The 19,043-nt window shown below is 63.6% G+C and carries 17 protein-coding genes, 1 tRNA gene and 1 pseudogene; 9 read left to right on the top strand and 10 right to left on the bottom strand.

Annotated elements, in window-relative coordinates; all coding sequences use genetic code 11:
• Positions 1-747, bottom strand: coding sequence for an SDR family oxidoreductase (locus tag FJ434_RS16740; protein ID WP_140504706.1), 747 nt, complete (start codon positions 745-747; stop codon positions 1-3).
• Between the two features lie 411 nt (positions 748-1,158).
• Between FJ434_RS16740 and zwf the strand changes: the two genes are divergently transcribed.
• The 3 genes from zwf to edd all read left to right on the top strand — a co-directional run bounded on the left by zwf (position 1,159) and on the right by edd (position 5,226).
• Positions 1,159-2,631, top strand: a complete 1,473-nt coding sequence (gene zwf, locus FJ434_RS16735) for a glucose-6-phosphate dehydrogenase (protein WP_140713412.1) — start codon at positions 1,159-1,161, stop codon at positions 2,629-2,631.
• Positions 2,613-3,329 carry a 6-phosphogluconolactonase gene (gene pgl, locus FJ434_RS16730; RefSeq protein WP_140504709.1) on the top strand — a complete coding sequence of 239 codons (717 nt, stop codon included), beginning with the start codon at positions 2,613-2,615 and terminating at the stop codon, positions 3,327-3,329. The genes zwf and pgl overlap by 19 nt, the downstream gene beginning before the upstream one ends.
• Positions 3,330-3,402: 73 nt before the next feature.
• Positions 3,403-5,226 (top strand): phosphogluconate dehydratase, encoded by a 1,824-nt coding sequence (edd, locus tag FJ434_RS16725; protein ID WP_140748219.1) that lies wholly within the window; start codon positions 3,403-3,405, stop codon positions 5,224-5,226.
• Between the two features lie 69 nt (positions 5,227-5,295).
• On the opposite strand, the gene FJ434_RS16720 is transcribed toward edd, so the two are convergent.
• From FJ434_RS16720 to FJ434_RS16705, 4 genes are all read right to left on the bottom strand, one after another.
• On the bottom strand, positions 5,296-6,948 hold the full coding sequence (locus tag FJ434_RS16720) for a VWA domain-containing protein (protein ID WP_140713408.1): 1,653 nt from the start codon (positions 6,946-6,948) through the stop codon (positions 5,296-5,298).
• A 107-nt stretch (positions 6,949-7,055) separates the two neighbouring features.
• Positions 7,056-8,054 carry a GlxA family transcriptional regulator gene (locus tag FJ434_RS16715; RefSeq protein ID WP_032922464.1) on the bottom strand — a complete coding sequence of 333 codons (999 nt, stop codon included), beginning with the start codon at positions 8,052-8,054 and terminating at the stop codon, positions 7,056-7,058.
• A gap of 28 nt (positions 8,055-8,082) precedes the next feature.
• Positions 8,083-8,982: a bifunctional methylenetetrahydrofolate dehydrogenase/methenyltetrahydrofolate cyclohydrolase FolD gene (folD, locus tag FJ434_RS16710; RefSeq protein ID WP_140748216.1), complete on the bottom strand. Its 900-nt coding sequence runs from the start codon at positions 8,980-8,982 to the stop codon at positions 8,083-8,085.
• Positions 8,983-9,164: 182 nt separating this feature from the next.
• Positions 9,165-10,175: a hypothetical protein gene (locus tag FJ434_RS16705; protein ID WP_140748213.1), complete on the bottom strand. Its 1,011-nt coding sequence runs from the start codon at positions 10,173-10,175 to the stop codon at positions 9,165-9,167.
• A gap of 162 nt (positions 10,176-10,337) precedes the next feature.
• Between FJ434_RS16705 and FJ434_RS30245 the strand changes: the two are divergent.
• Positions 10,338-10,481: pseudogene (locus FJ434_RS30245) on the top strand (O-antigen ligase family protein); the annotation flags it as partial.
• A gap of 94 nt (positions 10,482-10,575) precedes the next feature.
• On the top strand, positions 10,576-11,391 hold the full coding sequence (proC, locus tag FJ434_RS16695) for a pyrroline-5-carboxylate reductase (RefSeq protein ID WP_140748210.1): 816 nt from the start codon (positions 10,576-10,578) through the stop codon (positions 11,389-11,391).
• A 13-nt stretch (positions 11,392-11,404) separates the two neighbouring features.
• Here proC and FJ434_RS16690 read toward each other — a convergent pair whose 3' ends face one another.
• From FJ434_RS16690 to FJ434_RS16670, 5 genes are all read right to left on the bottom strand, one after another.
• Complete coding sequence (locus FJ434_RS16690; protein WP_140748207.1) at positions 11,405-11,797, bottom strand: type II toxin-antitoxin system VapC family toxin; 393 nt, start codon at positions 11,795-11,797, stop codon at positions 11,405-11,407.
• Positions 11,797-11,931 carry a hypothetical protein gene (locus FJ434_RS30240; RefSeq protein ID WP_246676026.1) on the bottom strand — a complete coding sequence of 45 codons (135 nt, stop codon included), beginning with the start codon at positions 11,929-11,931 and terminating at the stop codon, positions 11,797-11,799. Before FJ434_RS30240 ends, FJ434_RS16690 begins: the two co-directional genes overlap by 1 nt.
• 170 nt (positions 11,932-12,101) lie before the next feature.
• Complete coding sequence (locus tag FJ434_RS16680; RefSeq protein WP_140748204.1) at positions 12,102-13,415, bottom strand: NAD(P)H-dependent oxidoreductase; 1,314 nt, start codon at positions 13,413-13,415, stop codon at positions 12,102-12,104.
• 168 nt (positions 13,416-13,583) lie between these two features.
• Complete coding sequence (locus tag FJ434_RS16675; protein WP_140748201.1) at positions 13,584-14,978, bottom strand: multicopper oxidase family protein; 1,395 nt, start codon at positions 14,976-14,978, stop codon at positions 13,584-13,586.
• A gap of 295 nt (positions 14,979-15,273) precedes the next feature.
• Positions 15,274-15,348: transfer RNA gene (locus FJ434_RS16670), tRNA-Thr, on the bottom strand.
• A gap of 124 nt (positions 15,349-15,472) precedes the next feature.
• On the opposite strand from FJ434_RS16670, the gene FJ434_RS16665 reads away from it, so the two are divergent.
• The 4 genes from FJ434_RS16665 (at position 15,473) to hisD (ending at position 19,038) form a co-directional block, all read left to right on the top strand.
• Complete coding sequence (locus FJ434_RS16665; RefSeq protein ID WP_181166194.1) at positions 15,473-15,685, top strand: hypothetical protein; 213 nt, start codon at positions 15,473-15,475, stop codon at positions 15,683-15,685.
• Between the two features lie 130 nt (positions 15,686-15,815).
• A complete protein-coding gene (gene murA / locus FJ434_RS16660; protein ID WP_027146553.1) occupies positions 15,816-17,108 on the top strand; it encodes a UDP-N-acetylglucosamine 1-carboxyvinyltransferase in 1,293 nt (430 codons plus the stop codon).
• A gap of 198 nt (positions 17,109-17,306) precedes the next feature.
• Positions 17,307-17,738, top strand: coding sequence for a DUF2948 family protein (locus FJ434_RS16655; protein WP_140748198.1), 432 nt, complete (start codon positions 17,307-17,309; stop codon positions 17,736-17,738).
• 7 nt (positions 17,739-17,745) lie between these two features.
• A complete protein-coding gene (gene hisD / locus FJ434_RS16650) occupies positions 17,746-19,038 on the top strand; it encodes a histidinol dehydrogenase (protein ID WP_140748195.1) in 1,293 nt (430 codons plus the stop codon).
• Positions 19,039-19,043 lie beyond the last annotated feature (5 nt).

Genomic DNA, 19,043 nt, shown 5'->3' with positions numbered 1-19,043 from the left:
TCAGATGCAGCGGCCGCCATCGACCTCCAGCGCCACGCCGGTGATGAATGCGGCCTCGTCCGAAGCCAGCCATAGCGCCGCATTGGCGATATCGAGCGGGGTCGACAGCCGCCCGAGCGGGACCGAGGCGCGGAATGTCTCGCGGATCTCGGGCGTGTCGGCGCCCATGAATTTCTCCAGCATGCCGGTCTCGCCGGCGACGGGGCAGAGGCAGTTGACGCGGATGTTCCTGGGCGCGAGTTCCACCGCCATCGACTTGGTGGCGGTGATCGCCCAGCCCTTCGAGGCATTGTACCAGGTGAGGCCGGGCCGAGGCCGCAGGCCAGCGGTGGACGCCGTGGTCAGGATGACGCCGCCGCCCTGCCGCTCCATGATCGGCACGACGGCAAGCGCAGCGTGATAGATCGCCTTCATGTTGACTGATGTGATCAGGTCGAAGGTTTCCTCGTCGACCTTGAGCATGTCGCCATTACGATGGGTGAACCCGGCATTGTTGACCATGATGTCGATGCGGCCGAAGGCGCTTTTGGCCGCATAGACCATCTCGTCGAACTCGGAGCGCAGCGAAACATCGGTCTGCGTCCAGATCGCCGCGTCGCCGATCTCGCCTGCGACGCGTTCCGCCCCCTTGGCGTTGAGATCGGCGACAACGACCCTGGCGCCCTCTTGCGCGAAGCGCTTGGCCATGCCTTCGCCGAAGCCTGATGCCGCACCGGTGATAATGGCGACCTTGTTTTCCAGACGCATGCGTTTACCGCTCCTTGGGTTCATCGCGCAGCTGCACGAGAGGGCTGACAGTCCGGCCGGTGCCGCGACGGATACAGCGCCGATTTCTCCTTACAGCATGTCGCGCCGAATAGGATTCGCCGACCTGCTGTAAGCTTCTGATTTTATGCGTGTCGTTATCCCGCAACCGAGGACACTTCCGGGCGACACGCATTAGCTTTCGTCACATTCACGTTCTATGCTGCAACTGCGAAAGCTTCTGGAGTCTTCGTTCACCGACAAGCCTCCAGGTAGCGCCAGTGTCAAGCGCACAGGTGGACCCAATCAATATCCAGCGATTGGTCCTCGATGTGACAGCATGGCACTGGAAAATTTAAATCGATTAGAATATATCAGCCGCGTACTCGCGACCGGCGTCAAAGCGGACAGACCATGACCAGCCAGATCATCCCCGTCGACCCTTTCGACTTCATCATCTTCGGCGGCACCGGCGACTTGTCGGAGCGCAAGCTGCTGCCGTCGCTCTACTATCGCCAGCGCGACCATCAATTCTCCGAGCCGACGCGCATCATCGGCACGTCGCGCTCGAAAATGAGCGACGAGGAGTTCCAGGCCTTCGCCAGGCAGGCGATTTCGGACCATGTCAAACCGGCCGACATCGATGCCAAGGAGTTGAAGACCTTCCTGGCGCGGCTTTCCTACGTCCCGGCCGATGCGACGAGCGGCGCCGGCTTCGACAAGTTGAAGAAGGCAATTGGCGAAAGCGACCACATCCGCGCCTTCTACCTGGCCGTGGCGCCGGCGCTGTTCGGCGATATCTCGCACAAGCTCAAAGAGCACAATCTGATCACGCCGAATTCGCGCATCGTGCTGGAGAAGCCGATCGGCCGCGACCTCGCCTCGGCGCAGGCGCTCAACGATCTGGTCGGCGACGACTTCCACGAGAGCCAGATTTTCCGCATCGACCATTATCTCGGCAAGGAGACGGTGCAGAACCTGATGGCGCTGCGCTTTGCCAATGCGCTCTACGAGCCGCTGTGGAACTCCGCCCATATTGACCACGTGCAGATCACCGTCGCCGAGACCGTCGGCCTGGAAGATCGCGTCACCTATTACGACAAGGCCGGCGCGCTGCGCGACATGGTGCAGAACCACATGCTGCAGCTGCTTTGCCTGGTCGCCATGGAGGCGCCTTCGTCGATGGACGCCGACGCCGTGCGCGACGAGAAGCTGAAGGTGCTGCGGGCGCTGAAGCGCATCAACGGCAACGAAGCGCCGAAGCACACCGTGCGTGGCCAGTATCGCGCCGGCGCGTCGGCCGGCGGCCCGGTGAAAGGTTATGTCGAGGAACTCGGCAAGGACAGCAACACCGAGACCTTCGTTGCCATCAAGGCCGAGATTGGTACCTGGCGCTGGGCAGGTGTTCCGTTTTATCTCAGGACTGGAAAGCGGCTGGCGACCCGGGTTTCGGAAATCGTCATCGAGTTCAAGCCGATCCCGCATTCGATCTTCGGCGACAGCGGCGCGGGGCCGATCTTCGCCAACCAGTTGGTCATCCGGCTGCAGCCGGACGAAGGCGTCAAGCAGTTCATCATGATCAAGGATCCAGGCCCGGGCGGCATGCGGCTGCGCCAGATCTCGCTCGACATGAGTTTCGCGCAGTCTTTCGACGGCCGCGCGCCCGACGCCTATGAACGGCTGATCATGGATGTCATCCGTGGCAACCAGACCCTGTTCATGCGTCGCGACGAGGTGGAAGCCGCCTGGAAGTGGATCGACCCGATCCAGAATGCCTGGGAAGGCGCCAAGCAGGAAGCACAGGGCTATACGGCAGGCACATGGGGGCCGTCGGCCTCGATAGCGCTTATCGAACGCGACGGGCGGACATGGCACGAGAGCAATTGAACAGCGCCAGCTATAACTGGAATGCCTTTGCCGACCGTCCGCAGCTGGCCTCGGCGCTGGCTGCAAAGGTGGCCGATCGCTTAACGAGGGCGATCGACCGGCGCGGCACGGCGTTGCTGGCTGTCTCCGGCGGCACGACGCCGGCAAAGTTCTTTGCCGATCTCTCCGCGGCGCCGATCGCCTGGGACAAGGTGATCGTGACGCTGGTCGACGAACGCTTTGTGCCGGCCTCCTCGCCGCGATCCAATGCCGGGCTGGTTGCCGCGATCCTGCTGCAGAACGCGGCCAAGGCCGCCCGTTTCGTTCCGCTCTATCACGAGGCGGCCGGCATCGAGGATGCCGCGACATCCGACGATGCGGCACTGCGATCCCTGCCCTGGCCGCTCGACGTCGTGGTGCTCGGCATGGGACCAGACGGCCACACCGCCTCGTTCTTTCCTGACGCCGACGATCTGCCGAAGCTGCTCGACCCGGCCTCCGACAGGATGATCCTGCCAGTCCACGCCAAAAGCGCCGGAGAGCCGCGGCTGACCCTGACGCTCGCCCGCATCATCGATGCGGATTTCCTCGCCTTGCACATAGAGGGCGAGGACAAGCGCGTCGCCTTCGACAACGCTGTCGCGCCCGGACCGCGCAAGCCGATCCGCGCCGTGCTCGACGCATCGCCCAAACCCGTGGAGGTTTTCTGGGCGCCCTGATTTCAAGTTTACAAATGGTCCCGGCAACGGCGGGAGGATGTTTCCGGGACCTCGGCTGAAAGGACCTGATGCCATGACCGCAAGACGCGATATCGAAACCATCACCGAGCGGATACGCCAGCGCTCCAAACCGGGCCGAGAGCGCTACCTGAGCCGTATCGCCGAAGCGTCGAACCAGACCGCCAACCGGTCGGTGCTGTCCTGCGGCAATCTTGCCCACGGCTTCGCGGTGTGCAGCCCCTCGGAAAAGCTGGCGCTCGGCGCCGACAAGGTGCCCAATCTCGGCATCATCACCTCCTATAACGACATGCTGTCGGCGCATCAGCCCTTCGAGACCTTCCCCGCCCTGATCAAGCAGGCCGCGCACGAGGCCGGAGGCATCGCCCAGGTCGCAGGCGGCGTGCCGGCGATGTGCGATGGCGTGACACAAGGCCAGCCCGGCATGGAGCTGTCGCTGTTTTCGCGCGACGTGATCGCCATGGCAGCCGCGATCGGCCTGTCGCACAACATGTTCGACGCCGCCGTCTATCTGGGCGTCTGCGACAAGATCGTGCCGGGACTGGTGATCGCCGCACTCACCTTCGGCCATCTGCCGGCGGTGTTCATCCCGGCCGGGCCGATGACGACAGGCCTGCCCAATGACGAGAAGGCCAAGGTTCGCCAGCTCTATGCCGAGGGCAAGGCAGGTCGCGCCGAACTCTTGGAAGCCGAGTCCAAGTCTTACCATGGGCCGGGCACCTGCACCTTCTACGGCACGGCGAACTCCAACCAGATGCTGATGGAGATCATGGGCCTGCACACGCCGGGCGCGTCCTTCGTCAATCCAGGCACGCCGCTGCGTGACGCCTTGACCCGCGAAGCGACGAAGCGGGCGCTGGCGATCACCGCACTCGGCAACGCCTATACGCCTGTCGGCCGGATGATCGACGAACGCTCGTTCGTCAACGGCGTCGTCGGCCTGCACGCCACCGGCGGCTCGACCAACCACACCATCCACCTGATCGCCATGGCGGCGGCCGCCGGCATCGCGCTGACCTGGCAGGACATTTCCGATCTCTCGGAAGCTGTGCCGCTGCTCGCGCGCGTCTATCCGAACGGCCTTGCCGACGTGAACCATTTCCACGCGGCGGGCGGGCTCGGCTTCCTGATCCGCGAACTGCTCGACGAAGGTGTCCTGCACGAGGATGTGCAGACGGTGTGGGGCGAAGGCCTGCGGCCTTATGCCGTCGAGGCAAAGCTCGGCGCCGACGGCGGCGTGGTGCGCGAGGCTTCGCCGCGCATAAGCGGCGACGAAAAGGTGCTGGCGCCGTTCAAAAAGGCATTCCAGCCGACCGGCGGCCTCAAGGTGCTTTCAGGCAACCTTGGCCATGCCGTCATCAAGACTTCGGCCGTCAAGCCGGAGCGGCGCGTCATCGAGGCGCCGGCCAAGGTGTTCGACAGCCAGCAGGGGCTGAACGACGCCTTCAAGGCCGGCACGCTCACCGGTGATTTCATCGCCGTCATCCGCTTCCAGGGGCCGAAGGCCAACGGCATGCCGGAACTGCACAAATTGACCACCGTGCTTGGCATCCTGCAGGATCGCGGCCAGCGTGTCGCGCTGGTCACGGACGGACGCATGTCGGGCGCCTCCGGCAAGGTGCCGGCGGCGATCCATGTGACGCCGGAAGCGGTCGAGGAGGGACCGATCGCGCGGATCCATGACGGCGACGTCATCCGCCTCGACGCCGATGCCGGCACGCTGGAGGTGCTGGTGCCAGGGACCGAGCTCGCGCTGCGCCGCACGGCCGAAGCCGACCTGATCGGCAACGAGTTCGGCTTCGGCCGCGAGCTGTTCGCCGGTTTCCGCCAATTGGTAGGGCGTGCCGACCACGGCGCCGGTGCGTTCGGAACCGCCTGACGCATTCTGTACGGCATGAAAAAGGGGCGGCTCGTGGCCGCCCCTTTTTGCTGGTCGAAATCGCGACCCTTATTGCACCGTCAATTCAACCCGCTCGCCAGCCTTCACGGTCACGGTGCCTTCCTTCTTGCTGTTGTCCGGCTTCTCCGAGACCACCGCGTAGTCGCCCGCCGCTATCGCGGCCTGATACTTCTCGTCATAGGCGTAGCCGATCGACTTGCGATTGCCATTGATGTCCTTCTTCGTCTCGAAAATCTCGATCTTGGAGGTGCCGGGGGCCGTAATAGCCAGCACGCCGGCATCCATGGCGACCTTGAGGTCCTGGAACTCGCCGGCCTTGACGCTGAAAGGCTGTTCCACGACCGCGAGGTCAACCGTCGCGATCAACACATAGTCATCCGGCGGCAGGTCGAACTTGCTGTCGGGGCCATAGGCATACGTGACCTCGTCGCGGGTGCCATCGATCTTCTTCTTGGCCTTGAGCACCTTGAAGCCGATGCCTGAACCATCGGCCTTGTCGCCTCCGGCCGCATAATATGCGTTGGCAAGGACATGGCCGACGCCGACGATAATGTCCTTGTCGATCACCGTGCCGGCAGCGAGCGGAATCGTTTCCGTGACCACGCCCTGTCCGATCGTGACGGTCACTTTCTCGTCGCCGGCCGGCAACACGACTTTCGTGTCTCCATAATAGGTCGGGGGGTTGCCGACGCCCGGATAGGCGATCACGACAGCCGCCCCGCTCACGACATCCGCACCTTGGCTGGGACGCGGATGCAGGATAAGCGTGCCGGCATTCAAGGTGAACAGCGGCTTGTAGACTTGGCCTGCCTCGATCCTGACCTTCCGCTCGACCTTGGCTTCGCCGTCGCGCGCGACGATGATGTAGTCGCCCGGTTCCAGATTGGCTTTGTAGTCGCCGTATTCGGTGGTGATGTTGTCGCCGCGCGTGCCGTCCGATTTGGCCTTATAGACTTCCCAGGCATTGCCGTCGGTGACGGGATCGCCGCCCTCGGCCAGCACAACGGTCGGCATGAAATTGAACTCGGACTTCGCCGGCTCAGGGGCTGGTGCCGGTGCTGGCTCGAGCGCTGGTGCCGGGGCCGCCACAGTCTCGACCAGCGCTTCCTGCAGCGCCTTCTCGTCGGATGCCTGGATGTATTTGCCGCCGGTGTTGTCGGCGAGGCAGGCGATCTGCTTGCCTTCGTCGGCGGTCAGGCCGAAGCCGACGACATCGGCGGTGAAATCGACGCCGGAGGCTTCGAGTTCCTTGCCAAGCGCACAAGGATCGCCGCCGCAGGTTTCGAGCCCATCGGTAATGAGGACGACGGTCGCCTTGTCCTCGGTGTATCTCAGCGCTTCGGCCGCCTTCTTGACGGCTGCCGTCAGCGGCGTCTTGCCGAGGAACTTCATACTGTCGGCGGCCGCCGAGATGGCGCTTGCCGAGCCCGCCTGAGGCGGCACGATAAGCTGGATGTCGTCGCAGCTGCCTTTCTCACGATGGCCATAGGCCATGAAGCCGATCTCGTCGGCGGCGGGAACCGATTGAAGCACGGTCCTCAGCGATTCGCGGGCGATTTCGAGCTTGGGCTTGCCATCGATCTGCGCCCACATCGATCCCGACGCGTCGAGGATGATGATGACCTTGTTGGCGGCAAAGCCGAATGTCGTCGTCGACAAAAGGAGGATCGCCGCAGCGAAGCTCCGCGCAAGTATCGCCATCGAAATCTCCTGAATAGCCACCCGTCCGCCGGCTGAAGCTATTTGAGCGCGTGCCGGGACACAAGCCACCGCTGTAACGAAGCTTGCATGGGCTCTGCGTACTTAATTCAGTATGTGGTGCGGCGCTCTTCCGAGGGCGGGCGGCCAAATTGCAGCCGATAGCTCTGGGCAAAATAGGAATGCGAGGTGAAGCCGGTCGCGATCGCCACGTCGAGGATCGGCATGTTGGTCTGACGCAGCAATTCGCGGGCCCGCTCCAGCCGAAGCCGCATATAGTAGCGCCCGGGCGTGACGTTGAGATGGCGCAGGAACAGCCGCTCCACCTGGCGCACCGAAAGGCCCGCCGACTTGGCGAGCTGTACCGCCGACAGCGGCTCGTCGAGATGGTCGGCCATCAGTTCGACGATGCGCCTGAGCTTCTCCGACTTGCCCGTCAGGTCACGCTCCGGCCCGACGCGCTGGCGGTCTCCGGCGGAGCGGATGCGCTCGTGCTGAAACTGGTTGGCGACGCCATTGGCGAGGTTGGAGCCGAAATCGCCGCGCACGATCTCCAGCATCAGATCGATCGAGGTGGTGCCGCCGGCGCAGGTGTAGCGCTTGCGGTCGATCTCGAAGACATTGCCCGTGCAGTTGATGTCGGGAAAGCGCTCGACGAAGCCGGCGCGGTTTTCCCAATGGATGGTGCAGCGATAGCCTTCGAGCTGGCCGGCCTCGGCCAGCAGGTAGGATCCGACCGACAAAGCACCCAGCGCGTTGCCGCGCCGGCCCCAGCTGCGCAAGGCCGCCAGAACCTTGCTCTTGCCCGGAAATTCCGTTGTCAGGCCGACCGAGACGAAGAGTATGTCGACCGGCGGCAGATCGGCGACGGCGTAGTCGATCTTGAGCGGCAGGCCGTTGGAGGCCATCACCGGATCGCCATCGGCGGACACCGTCGTCCAACCGTAGAAATCGCGACCGAGCAGGCGGTTTGCCGACCGGAACGTGTCGATCGCGGCGGCCAGTGAGAACATGGAGAACTTGTCGACCAGCAGGAAAGCGAACTGCCGGCCTCCTTGAACGGGATCATTCGTGACCGGCCGTTCCGGGGAAATAGTGGGATTCGGCAAAGCTGCGGCTTTCAGGGTCAACCCGGGCTCAGAAGGAAGGCCGCTTCAATCCGGCCGCAAGGTAGGCCGAAGCTAACGTATTGGCCATCAGCATGGCAATGGTCATCGGCCCGACACCGCCGGGCACCGGGGTAATCGCGCCCGCCGCCTTGGCCGTTTCGGCATAGGCGACATCGCCGACGAGACGCGACTTACCTTCGCCCTTCTCGGGCGCGGGAATGCGGTTGATGCCGACATCAATGACGGTGGCGCCAGGCTTGACCCAATCACCCCTGATCATTTCCGGCCGGCCAACGGCGGCGACAAGGATGTCGGCCGTACGGGCAAGCTCCGGCAGGTCCTTGGTGCGGCTGTGGGCGATGGTGACGGTGCAGTTGGCGGCAAGCAGCAGATTGGCCATTGGCTTGCCGACGATGTTGGAGCGGCCGACGACGACCGCGTTGAGGCCGGACAGGTCCTTGCCGCGCACGCGCTCGATCAGGAGCATAGAGCCGGCGGGCGTGCAGGGAACGAACGCCGTGTCGAGTTCGCCGGTGCCGAGCTTGCCGACATTGATGAAATGGAAGCCGTCGACATCTTTCTGCGGCGCGATGGCCTGGATGATCTTGCCGGCATCGACATGGGCGGGCAGCGGAAGCTGGACCAGGATACCGTTGATGGCCGGGTCGGCGTTGAGCTCGGCGATGAGCTTGAGCAGTGCCGCCTCTGACGTCTCGGCCGGCAGCGTGTGCTGAAGCGAGTGAAAGCCGCATTCCTTGGCGGTGCGGGATTTGGAAGCGACATAGACCTGGCTCGCCGGATCCTCGCCGACGATGACCACGGCCAGACCTGGCTTGGGCTTGCCCTTGACAACCAGCTCGGCGGTCAGCGTCTTGACCGATCGCACCACGTCTTCGGCAACGCTCTTTCCGTCAATCACTTCGGCCATGAACCACCCTCAATGTCGTTCCGCCCAACGCCGCTTTCGAGAACACAATGCAGCGGCGCAGGCAATCTGCAGCGCGGCATTGTCACGAAAATACAAGCTCGCAATCCCGTCAAAGCGCCTTCCCATGCCGTTTACGCGAAACCGGCACGGTTTTGTTCGGCCTCAGCAACCTATCTGGTGGCTCAGAAGTAGCGGCGACGGGTGCGGCTTTCCGTGAGTTCGCGGACTGCTTCGTGGAATTCGCGCAGGCTGGCGCGAATCTCTTCGACCGACGGTTGTTTGCCACCCTCCTTGACCGGGATCGGCCTCGCATGCGGGGCGGCTGGTGGCTGCGTCGGAGCGGGCGACGGCGGGTACGGCATCTGCGCCGCATAGGGTCCCGCCGTGGCTTGCGTATGACCCGCCTGCGACCAGGGCTGCGCCGGAGGATAGCCCATCGGCTGCGTATAGGGGGAGGATGGCAAGGGCGGAGCTGGATGCAGTCCCCATTGCGGCATCAGGGGCGAGCGCGAGGGCGACGCCATTTGCCGCCCATACCCGGCCTCGGGGCCTGGCTGGAAAGGCGACTGCGAATAATCCAGGCCGGCCGCCTGCCGAGGTCCGAAACCAGGCTTCGGATACGTAGGGAATATCGGAACGTTGGGCGGCCGTCCGTTGTCGGCGAAGGCGGGTAGGCCGAACTCGCTGGACAGGTCGTCGGCTTCGGCCGACGGCTTGCGGGACATGGCCTTGCGCAATCTCGATATGAGTGCGCCGATCCTCCCGGGGCTTTCGTCCGTACCGCCATTGGAGGACGGGCCGGCTCTGCCCGTTGCGCGGGATCCGGTTGCATCATGAGCGCGACCCGCCGCTGGAGGTTCTTCCGGTGACAGCCTTGCGCGCGGCATATCGGGTGGCAGATCGCTGGTGCCGATCTGTCCCCGCGAACGCCAGGCGTCGTCGGCTTCAAACGGCTGCTCCTCGTCAGGGGGGAACCGCGAAGCCTCACCGGCGACAGACTGCGGCGGGCTCGCCTTCGTCTCGCGCCGGGAACGGGCCAGGCGATGTCGGGTGGCGGCATCCTCGCGCCATGAGGGGTCCGCGCGGTCTCCTATCGACACCAGCGACGCGTCGTCCTCGCCACGCAAGGCCTCGCCAAGCGCCAGCAAGGAGCGCTCGCGCTTCCAGTCCTCACGGTTTTTCCTGTCGACCATTGTCGTGGAGCTTACTCTTTAGTCGCTTGGCGGCGGCGGTCGGCCATTCATTAAGCCACGCTAAACAGGCATGGGAAACAAAAGGTTAATTTGCGGAGGATGATGGCAGGAATTCACGCCATGTTTGCGGTAACTTTCAACACATCTGAAAGCTTCAGAATCGTGCTGATGGGCATCCCTGCCCTTTGCGTGGCGACCTATCTCATCGCACAGTTGCGCGACTACATGCGCATTCCGCTGCGCAAGGAGAACATCTATCTCGGCGATTGCTTCATGATGGTGGTGCTGTTCACCGCACTCAACGCCCATCGAGGTGCGCATGCCCGTCCAGCGGTCCTGAGAGGGCTTCCCCACCGATCCGCGAGCGTCTATGTCATGGCCTTTCCTAGGAGGGCTCTCGATGACGATCAGGCTTGTTCTCGCCGGCTGCGGCAATATGGGTTACGCCATGCTCTCGGGCTGGTTGAAGTCCGGCAAGCTTGCACCCTCGGCGGTTTTCGTGGTCGAGCCCAATGGAGACCTGCGCCAGCGCGCGGCGACTCTGGGCTGCGGCACGGCGGCGGAAGCCGGAGGTATTCCGGCGGATGCCGTGCCTGAACTCGTCGTCATCGCCGTGAAGCCGCAGGTGATCCGTGACGTCACCGCCGCCTACAAGCGCTTCGGCGACGGCCGCACCACTTTTGTAAGCATCGCCGCCGGCACGCCCGTCGCTACCTTCGAGCAGGTCCTGGGCAACCGTGCGCCGATCGCGCGCTGCATGCCCAACACGCCGGCTGCCATCGGCAAGGGCATGATGGTGGTGTTTTCCAATCCCCTGGTTTCCGGAGACATCAAGCGTCTCGTCGCCGACCTCTTGTCGGCCAGCGGCAAAGTGACCACCATCGATGACGAGAGCCTGATGGATGCGGTGACCGCCGTGTCCGGATCGGGTCCGGCCTACATCTTCCATTTCATCGAGGCACTGACCGTTGCCGCCGAGAAGGCCGGGCTCCCGACGGCAACCGCCAAGCTGCTTGCCATGCAGACCGTCTACGGCGCCGCATCGCTCGCCGCCGAAAGCCGCGAGGATCCGGGTGTGCTGCGCCAGCAGGTGACCAGCCCCAACGGCACGACGGCGGCCGCGCTTGGCGTGCTGATGGGCGAGGACCGGCTGACCAATCTGCTCACGCAAGCGGTGGAAGCGGCGCGACTAAGGTCGATCGAACTGGGCAAGTAGAGCGAACATCTCGCTAGGCGAGATCCGTGTGCGAAAAGTCGTTGCCTTTGTAGAGCAACGCCGAGCGGTGGCTCTTTGCGCAGGCGTAGGATAGGCAATCGGCAAGATTGAGCTGCGCGGGATGCCCACGTTCCTTTCCATAGTCCGAAAACGTCCGGATCGCCAATTTGGCATCGCCGGCGTCGATCGGCACAATTTCGATTTCGGCCTCGCGCAGAAGCGCCTCAATCGCCATTTCCGCGACCACCGGTTCGACAGCAAGCGTCGTACAAAGCCGCATCGACGCTTCGAGCACAACCAGCGCGGACGTAATCTTGTGAGGTGCAGCCGCGATCCGATCGCTCCACTCGCCGGCATCCCCTTCTCCCGAAAGAATTGCGACGATTACGGAGGTGTCGACGAACATCAGGGATGTCCCCACATGTCGTCGATTTCATCCTTGCTCACAGGTCGGCCGCCGGGGCCGGCTTTGGCTTTAAGTTCATCAGCTATGGCAGCCAGCCGTTTCGCCAGGGGAAAGTGTCCGCTTTCCCGTTTCAATTCAGATTCAAGCGCTTCGATAACCGCTTCGGTGATCGAAATCTTGCGTTTGGGAGCCGCTGCGCCAGTTCACGTGCGCGCGGGTCCCTAATCTGGAGGTTCGTTGGCCGATCCTCAGCGACATTTGCCACTACAATGTAGTCCATTTGTCATGACGGCGCCACAACGACCTATTTTTCGTACAGCATCTCATCTTGCAGCCGGCGCAGCCCAAACAACCTGGTCGTCTGGTCGGGCGCTGCATTGTCGGCGGTCAGCAACTCGCCTTTCCTGACCGGTTTCAGCACCTTGCCGCCCTCGAGCAGGCCGACCGGGACGGCGTGTTGGGCGCGGGCTTCGCCGACGGTCATGGTCCAGGAGCGATAGCAGGTTTCGCCGATCGCATCGAGGGTCTCGCCAGCGGCGAGATCGCGCTTGGCGACGGCGCAGACCTCGGCGACCGGCCTCGGCAGCGGCACCATGTCGGGCTTGCCGAACAGCACGATGCGGGCCGCTGTCAGCGGCACTTCCAACGAGGTCAGGTGATATGGTCGAAACAGGCTGTAATAGGGGCCATGGCCGATATGCAGGTCATCCATGCGCTCGATGATGCGCGGATGCTTCGCCTCGACGATGACGAAGACACCAGGCGCCACACCCTTGCCGATCGTGTAATCGACAACGCCCTTTTTCAGCAGGAGGCCACCGTCCTCGCGCGGGATCAGCACCTTGACGAGGTCGTCGCGGTCGGCCTTGGGGCCGTGCATGCCAGGCACGTCGGGCACCAGTCCGGTCGCATTGGCGATGGCGCACATCTCGACCATGGTCTTGGAGCCATCGACGAACTCGACCAGCATGCGCGGGTTCATGTTGCGGCGGGCCGCCTCGTCGCGATAGTCGTCGGGCACGGCATCATGGTTGAGCGGGTTGTTCTTGCCCTTGCCGGCCGAGACGATGGTCAGGCCGAGTGCGGACGCGAACTCGATCAGTTCCATGCAGCTTGACGGCTCGTCGCCGGCGCCGACCGAATAGACGACGCCAAGCCGGTCGGCCTGCTGCTTGAGATAGCAGCCGATGGTGACGTCGGCCTCGACATTCATCATCACCAGATGCTTGCCATGCTCCATCGCCATCAGGTCGAAATCGGCGGCAACGCCGGGTTTTCCCGTGGCGTCGATGACCACGTCGATCAGTGGATTGGTCACCAGCATCTCGTTCGAGGTGATGGCGATCCTGCCGCCTTCGATGGCGTCTGTGACTTTCGATGCAGTGTCGGCTTCGACCGCCATCGCCTCGTCGCCATAGGCGATGCGGATGGCGTCACGCGCGGTGTGCGGGCGCCGGGTCGAGACGGCACAGACCGAAATGCCCGGCATCAGCATGCCTTGCGTGACCAGATCGGTGCCCATTTCGCCCGAGCCGATGACGCCGATGCGCACGGGGCGGCCCTCGGCGGCGCGTCTGGCGAGATCGCGGGCAAGTCCCGTCAAAGCGACATTGGTCATGCAGGGAATGTCCACAGCTTCTTGATTTGGGGCCGAATTAGCAGGGACTGGTCCCCTGTGCCAACGAAACCACTCGCGACCGCCGATTTCCAAGGGAATCGCGGGGAAAATCCGCATTCGCCGCGAATTATTGGCCCAGGGTTGCGAATTGACATCGTCGTGACGGCTTCAAACTACCCTGACGTAGCTCGTCATGCCCGATTTCTGGTGCTCGATGATGTGGCAATGCAGCAGCCAGTCGCCGGGATTGTCGGCGGCCAAGCCAAGGCTCACCTTCTCATTGGGCTGGATGAGATAGGTGTCCGAAATCAACGGCTGCACCGGCCGTGTCGAGGATGACAAAACCTTGAAGCTCATGCCGTGCAAATGCATCGGATGCGATTGCGGCGTCAGGTTTTCCATGTCGATGATGTAGCTTTTGCCGAGCTTCAGTTCGGCCAAGGGCGCAGTCGGATCGGGCGTATCGCCCGGCCACGGCACTTTGTTGATGGCCCAGAAACTGTAGCCGAGCGAGCCGCAGATGCTGTCGCTCGGGACGTTCTCCGCCGTCGCGCTGAGCGACAGCGAAATATGCTGGGCAGTGGTGAGATCGACCTCGGCCACCGGATTGGCCTCCAGCGGTGCGAGATCGCGGCTGTCGCGTTTGAGGGAAGCTCCAACCGCGCGCAGCGTCGCCAAGGCTTTCGGCTTGGTGCCCCTGGCGTCCCGCAAGGTCACAAGCGCGCCCTCGTTGTCGGGCATGCGGACAGCGAGTTCCAGACGCTGACCGGGTCCGATCAATAGGGCGTCGGGTGCAAAACGCCGCGGCACCGGGTTGCCGTCCAGCGCGATGACATCAGCTTCGGCGCCGTCGACGCGAAAGGCGTAGATTCGGGTGACATCGGTGATTGCAACGCGCAGCCGCACCAACCCGCCGGCCGGCGCGTCATATTGTGGCTGGTCGAGCCAGTTCGCCGTGCGCACCGTGCCGTAAGTGCCGGTCCTGGCCGCATCGCGCGGTCGGAACTGATCGATGAACTGGCCGTCGTCGCCAAGGCGCCAGTCGCGCAGGTTGAGGACAAACTCGGCGTCGAATTTCGGATCGTTCGGGTTTTCGACCACGATCACGCCAGTCAGGCCGTGCCCCATCTGCTCCAGCGTGTTGCAGTGCGGGTGATACCAGAAGGTGCCGGCGTCGGGCGGCGTGAAGGCATAGTCGAAATGATCGCCGGTGTAGACGTAAGGCTGCACCAGGAAGGGCACGCCGTCCATCTTGTTCGGCAGGCGAATGCCGTGCCAGTGGATGGTTGTCGGATCATCGATGGCGTTGACGAGGCGCGCGGCGAAGGGTTCGCCTTTCTTCATCCTGAGCACCGGCGGCATTCCGGCGTTGCCGTAGGTCAGCACATTGTTGGTCTGGCCGACATCCATCAGCTTCGCCTGGATTTTCGCGGTCCGCAGCACCACCGGTTCAGGCGTGGTCGCGGCCCAGCCGCCAATCCTGCCGATCGCGGCAAGCCCAAAACCGCTTGCGCCAGCGATGGCGGCGGTTTTGAGAAGTGCGCGGCGTGTGAGTACGGCCATCTGACGCTCCATGGGGCAGGTGGTTGCCCCGGAATCCCTGGGGCAATAGCAGGGAACGGTCCCTCCTTGCCAATGAAACCTGCCGAGCGCAGGACATGCCGGCGTCAACTCGGCCGGCAGGGCATGCCGGAATTCACGATGGCGGCTGGTCGGTGGCGTAGGCTGATCATCCCGGTAAGGCAAAAGAAACAAACGCCATGGGCAATCCACGGATTCCGGCGCGTGCCTTCATTCGCCTGCTAGCGACGAATAGCCTCGAAGCGCCAGCGCAACGAGTGGTCGATTCGGGAAAATCTGGTGCTGCGAGAGAGGATTGAACTCTCGACCTCTCCCTTACCAAGGGAGTGCTCTACCACTGAGCTACCGCAGCCGCCGATGGCGGGCTTCTGCCATATCGAACCGGCAAGCGCAAGGCCAAGAACAACGCTTCTGTGAAAGCCTTTGCCGGATAGCTTTCCATGACATGGCGGCGCCACAATGTTGGCTATCCCTGAATGGCGGGTTGGCTCGTCGCCAACCGGGGCGGGATGATGAACGACAAGACAAATCCACCGAAAAGCAGCGAAACAACCCGCAAGAGCCGGCTCGCCGAGCAGTTGCGCGCCAATCTGCAGAAGCGCAAGGCGCAGTCGCGCTCGCGCCGCACAGGTGAGGCCGACCAACGGCCCGACGGGCTCGGCGCGGCCAAGGAAATGAAGAAAGATTAACTCAAATCGGCCATTCTTGGGCCGGGGTGGGTGAATCCTATTTCTTGAACCACATTGGTCAATGGTCTAGACGGGCCGATACACTCAAACGATTGAACCGGCCTTTTCTGGCTGAGAGGGACATTCTCTAATGGATCGCATCAGAATTGTCGGCGGCAACAAGCTTGCCGGAAGCATTCCGATCTCGGGCGCCAAAAATGCCGCTCTGCCGCTGATGATCGCCTCGCTTCTGACCGACGATACGCTGACACTCGAAAACGTGCCGCATCTGGCCGATGTCGAGCAACTGATCCGCATCCTCGGCAATCACGGCGTCGACTATTCGGTCAATGGCCGCCGCGAGAAGCAGAATGAGGGCTATTCGCGCACCATCAACTTCTCCGCCCGCAACATCGTCGATACCACCGCCCCTTACGAGCTGGTGTCCAAGATGCGCGCCTCGTTCTGGGTGATCGGGCCGCTGCTGGCCCGGATGGGCGAGGCCAAGGTCTCGCTGCCCGGCGGCTGCGCCATCGGCACGCGTCCGGTCGATCTGTTCCTCGAAGGCCTGCAGGCGCTGGGCGCCGATATCGATGTCGATACCGGCTATGTCATCGCCAAGACCCGGAATGGCCGCCTCGTCGGCAACCGTTACGCCTTCCCCAAGGTCTCGGTCGGCGCCACCCATGTGCTGATGATGGCGGCATCGCTCGCCAAGGGCGAGACGGTGCTCGAAAACGCCGCCTGCGAGCCCGAGATCGTCAACCTCGCCGAATGCCTCAACGCCATGGGCGCCAGGATTTCCGGCGCCGGCACGCCGACCATCACCATCGACGGCGTTGAAGCGCTGTCGGGCGCGCGCGTGCGCGTCATCCCCGACCGCATCGAGACCGGCACCTATGCCATGGCTGTGGCGATGACCGGCGGCGACGTTGTGCTCGAAGGCGCGCGGCCGGAGCTGCTGCAGACGGCGCTCGACGTGATTTCCCAGACGGGCGCGGAGATCACGCAGACCAATTCCGGCATCCGCGTGAGGCGCAATGGCGCCGGCATTTCGCCGGTCGATGTGACGACGGCGCCCTTCCCGGCCTTCCCGACCGACCTGCAGGCGCAGTTCATGGGCCTTATGACCATGGCCAAGGGCAAGTCGCGCATCACCGAGACGATCTTCGAAAACCGCTTCATGCACGTCCAGGAACTGGCTCGGCTCGGCGCCCACATCACGCTTTCGGGCCAGACGGCGATCGTCGACGGCGTGGCGAAGCTGAAAGGCGCGCCGGTCATGGCGACCGATCTTCGCGCATCCGTCTCGCTGGTCATCGCTGGCCTGGCGGCCGAAGGCGAGACCACGGTCAATCGCGTCTATCACCTCGACCGCGGTTTCGAGCGGCTGGAGGAAAAGCTTTCCAATTGCGGCGCGGTGATCGAGCGTATTTCGGCTTAACGATCCACGGTCGCTTGGCGAAATCATCTGCGAAGCGTCCTTCTCCCGCCACTATGCGGGGGAGAAGTGCCGGCAGGGCCGATGAGGGGTGCAAAACCTGAGGCAATTGCCTCTGGCAGCATTCTTGGCGCGGTTGCACCGATCGGAAAGACCGCCTAACAGAAAGGCTGGTTGCCAACCTCTAGGTATGAAATCCGCATGGTCTTAAAACTCATCGCGCTCGACGACCAGGATCTGAGCATCGTCTCGGCCCATCTCCAGGACGCCGTGATGAAGGTCTCGGACCTCGAATTCCTGCCCAAAGCCAAGCGTTTCGTGCTGACCATGAACCGTTTCGTGTGGGAAGCCAAATCCGGCCTGTTTCGCCAACATAATGAGCGACGGCAGGCCGTGCTGCATTTCGACCGGGTGCTGGGCGCCAAGACCAACGGCATCGCGCGCGACAAGCCGGCCGAAATCCTCTCCCTGCTGGCGATCAGCTTCATTGAGATCAGCAAGCCCGCGGGCATCATCGAACTGATCTTTTCGGGCGGCGGCACGATCATGCTCGATGTCGAATGCATCGAGGCCCGCCTTGCCGATATTGGCGGCGCGTGGGAAGCCACATCGCGCCCCATACACAGGGCTTGAGCATACGATGCCCATCACGCTTCGCCAGTCCGACGCCGATTTCGAGCAGCGTTTCGCCGCCTTCCTTACGACCAAGCGCGAGGTGTCGGCCGATGTCGACGCCGTGGTGCGCGACATCATCGCGCGCGTGCGTGCCGAGGGCGACGCGGCACTGATCGACTACACGAAGAAATTCGGCGGAGGCGACCTCGCCGAACTCGGCGTTGCCGTCTCGGCGGAACACATCGCCGGCGCCTATGCCGAGGCCGATCCGGCCACGGTCGAGGCGCTGAAATTCGCGCGTGACCGCATCCGGTCCCACCACCAGCGGCAAAAGCCGCAGGACGAACGCTACACGGATGCCGCCGGCGTCGAGCTCGGCTCGCGCTGGACCGCGATCGAGGCGGTCGGGCTCTATGTGCCGGGCGGCACGGCAAGCTATCCGAGCTCGGTGCTTATGAACGCCGTGCCGGCCAAGGTAGCCGGCGTCGAGCGCATCGTCATGGTCGTGCCGGCACCGCACGGCATCGTCAATCCGCTGGTGCTGGTGGCGGCGGATATATCAGGCGTCTCCGAAATCTACCGCGTCGGCGGCGCGCAGGCGATCGCGGCACTTGCCTATGGCACGCAGACGATCAAGCCGGTGGCAAAGATCGTCGGCCCCGGCAATGCCTATGTCGCCGCGGCCAAGCGGCGGGTGTTCGGCACTGTCGGCATCGACATGATCGCCGGGCCGTCGGAGGTGCTTGTGGTGGCCGACGGCGGCAATGATCCGGAGTGGATCGCGGCGGACCTGCTTGCCCAGGCCGAGCATGACGTGTCGTCGCAGTCGATCCTGATCACCGACAACCCGGCTTTCGGCAAAGCGGTTGAACAAGCGGTCGAACGCCAGTTGCAGAGCCTGTCGCGCGCGGAAACGGCGGCGGCGAGCTGGCGCGATTTCGGCGCGGTGATCGAGGTCGAAACGATCGAGGCGTCGCTGCCGCTGGTCGACCGTATCGCCGCCGAACACGTCGAACTGGCCATCGACGATGCCGAGGGCTTCCTCGCAAGGATGCGCAACGCCGGCGCGGTTTTTCTCGGCCGCCACACGCCCGAGGTCATCGGCGACTATGTCGGCGGCTCCAACCATGTGCTGCCGACGGCGCGCTCGGCGCGCTTCTCGTCGGGCCTTTCCGTGCTCGACTTCGTCAAGCGCACCTCGGTCCTGAAGCTCGGGCCGGAGCAGTTGCGCATGCTGGCACCGGCGGCGATCGCACTCGCTCAGGCGGAAGGGCTCGACGCGCATGGCCGCTCTGTCGCCATACGTCTGAACATGTAGGCCGG

Origin of the sequence: Mesorhizobium sp. B2-5-13 (genome assembly GCF_006440535.1) — a bacterium.
Lineage (GTDB): Bacteria > Pseudomonadota > Alphaproteobacteria > Rhizobiales > Rhizobiaceae > Mesorhizobium > Mesorhizobium salmacidum.
The sequence above is the reverse complement of the archived record's forward strand: the minus strand, read 5'-3'. Positions and strand labels throughout refer to the sequence as shown.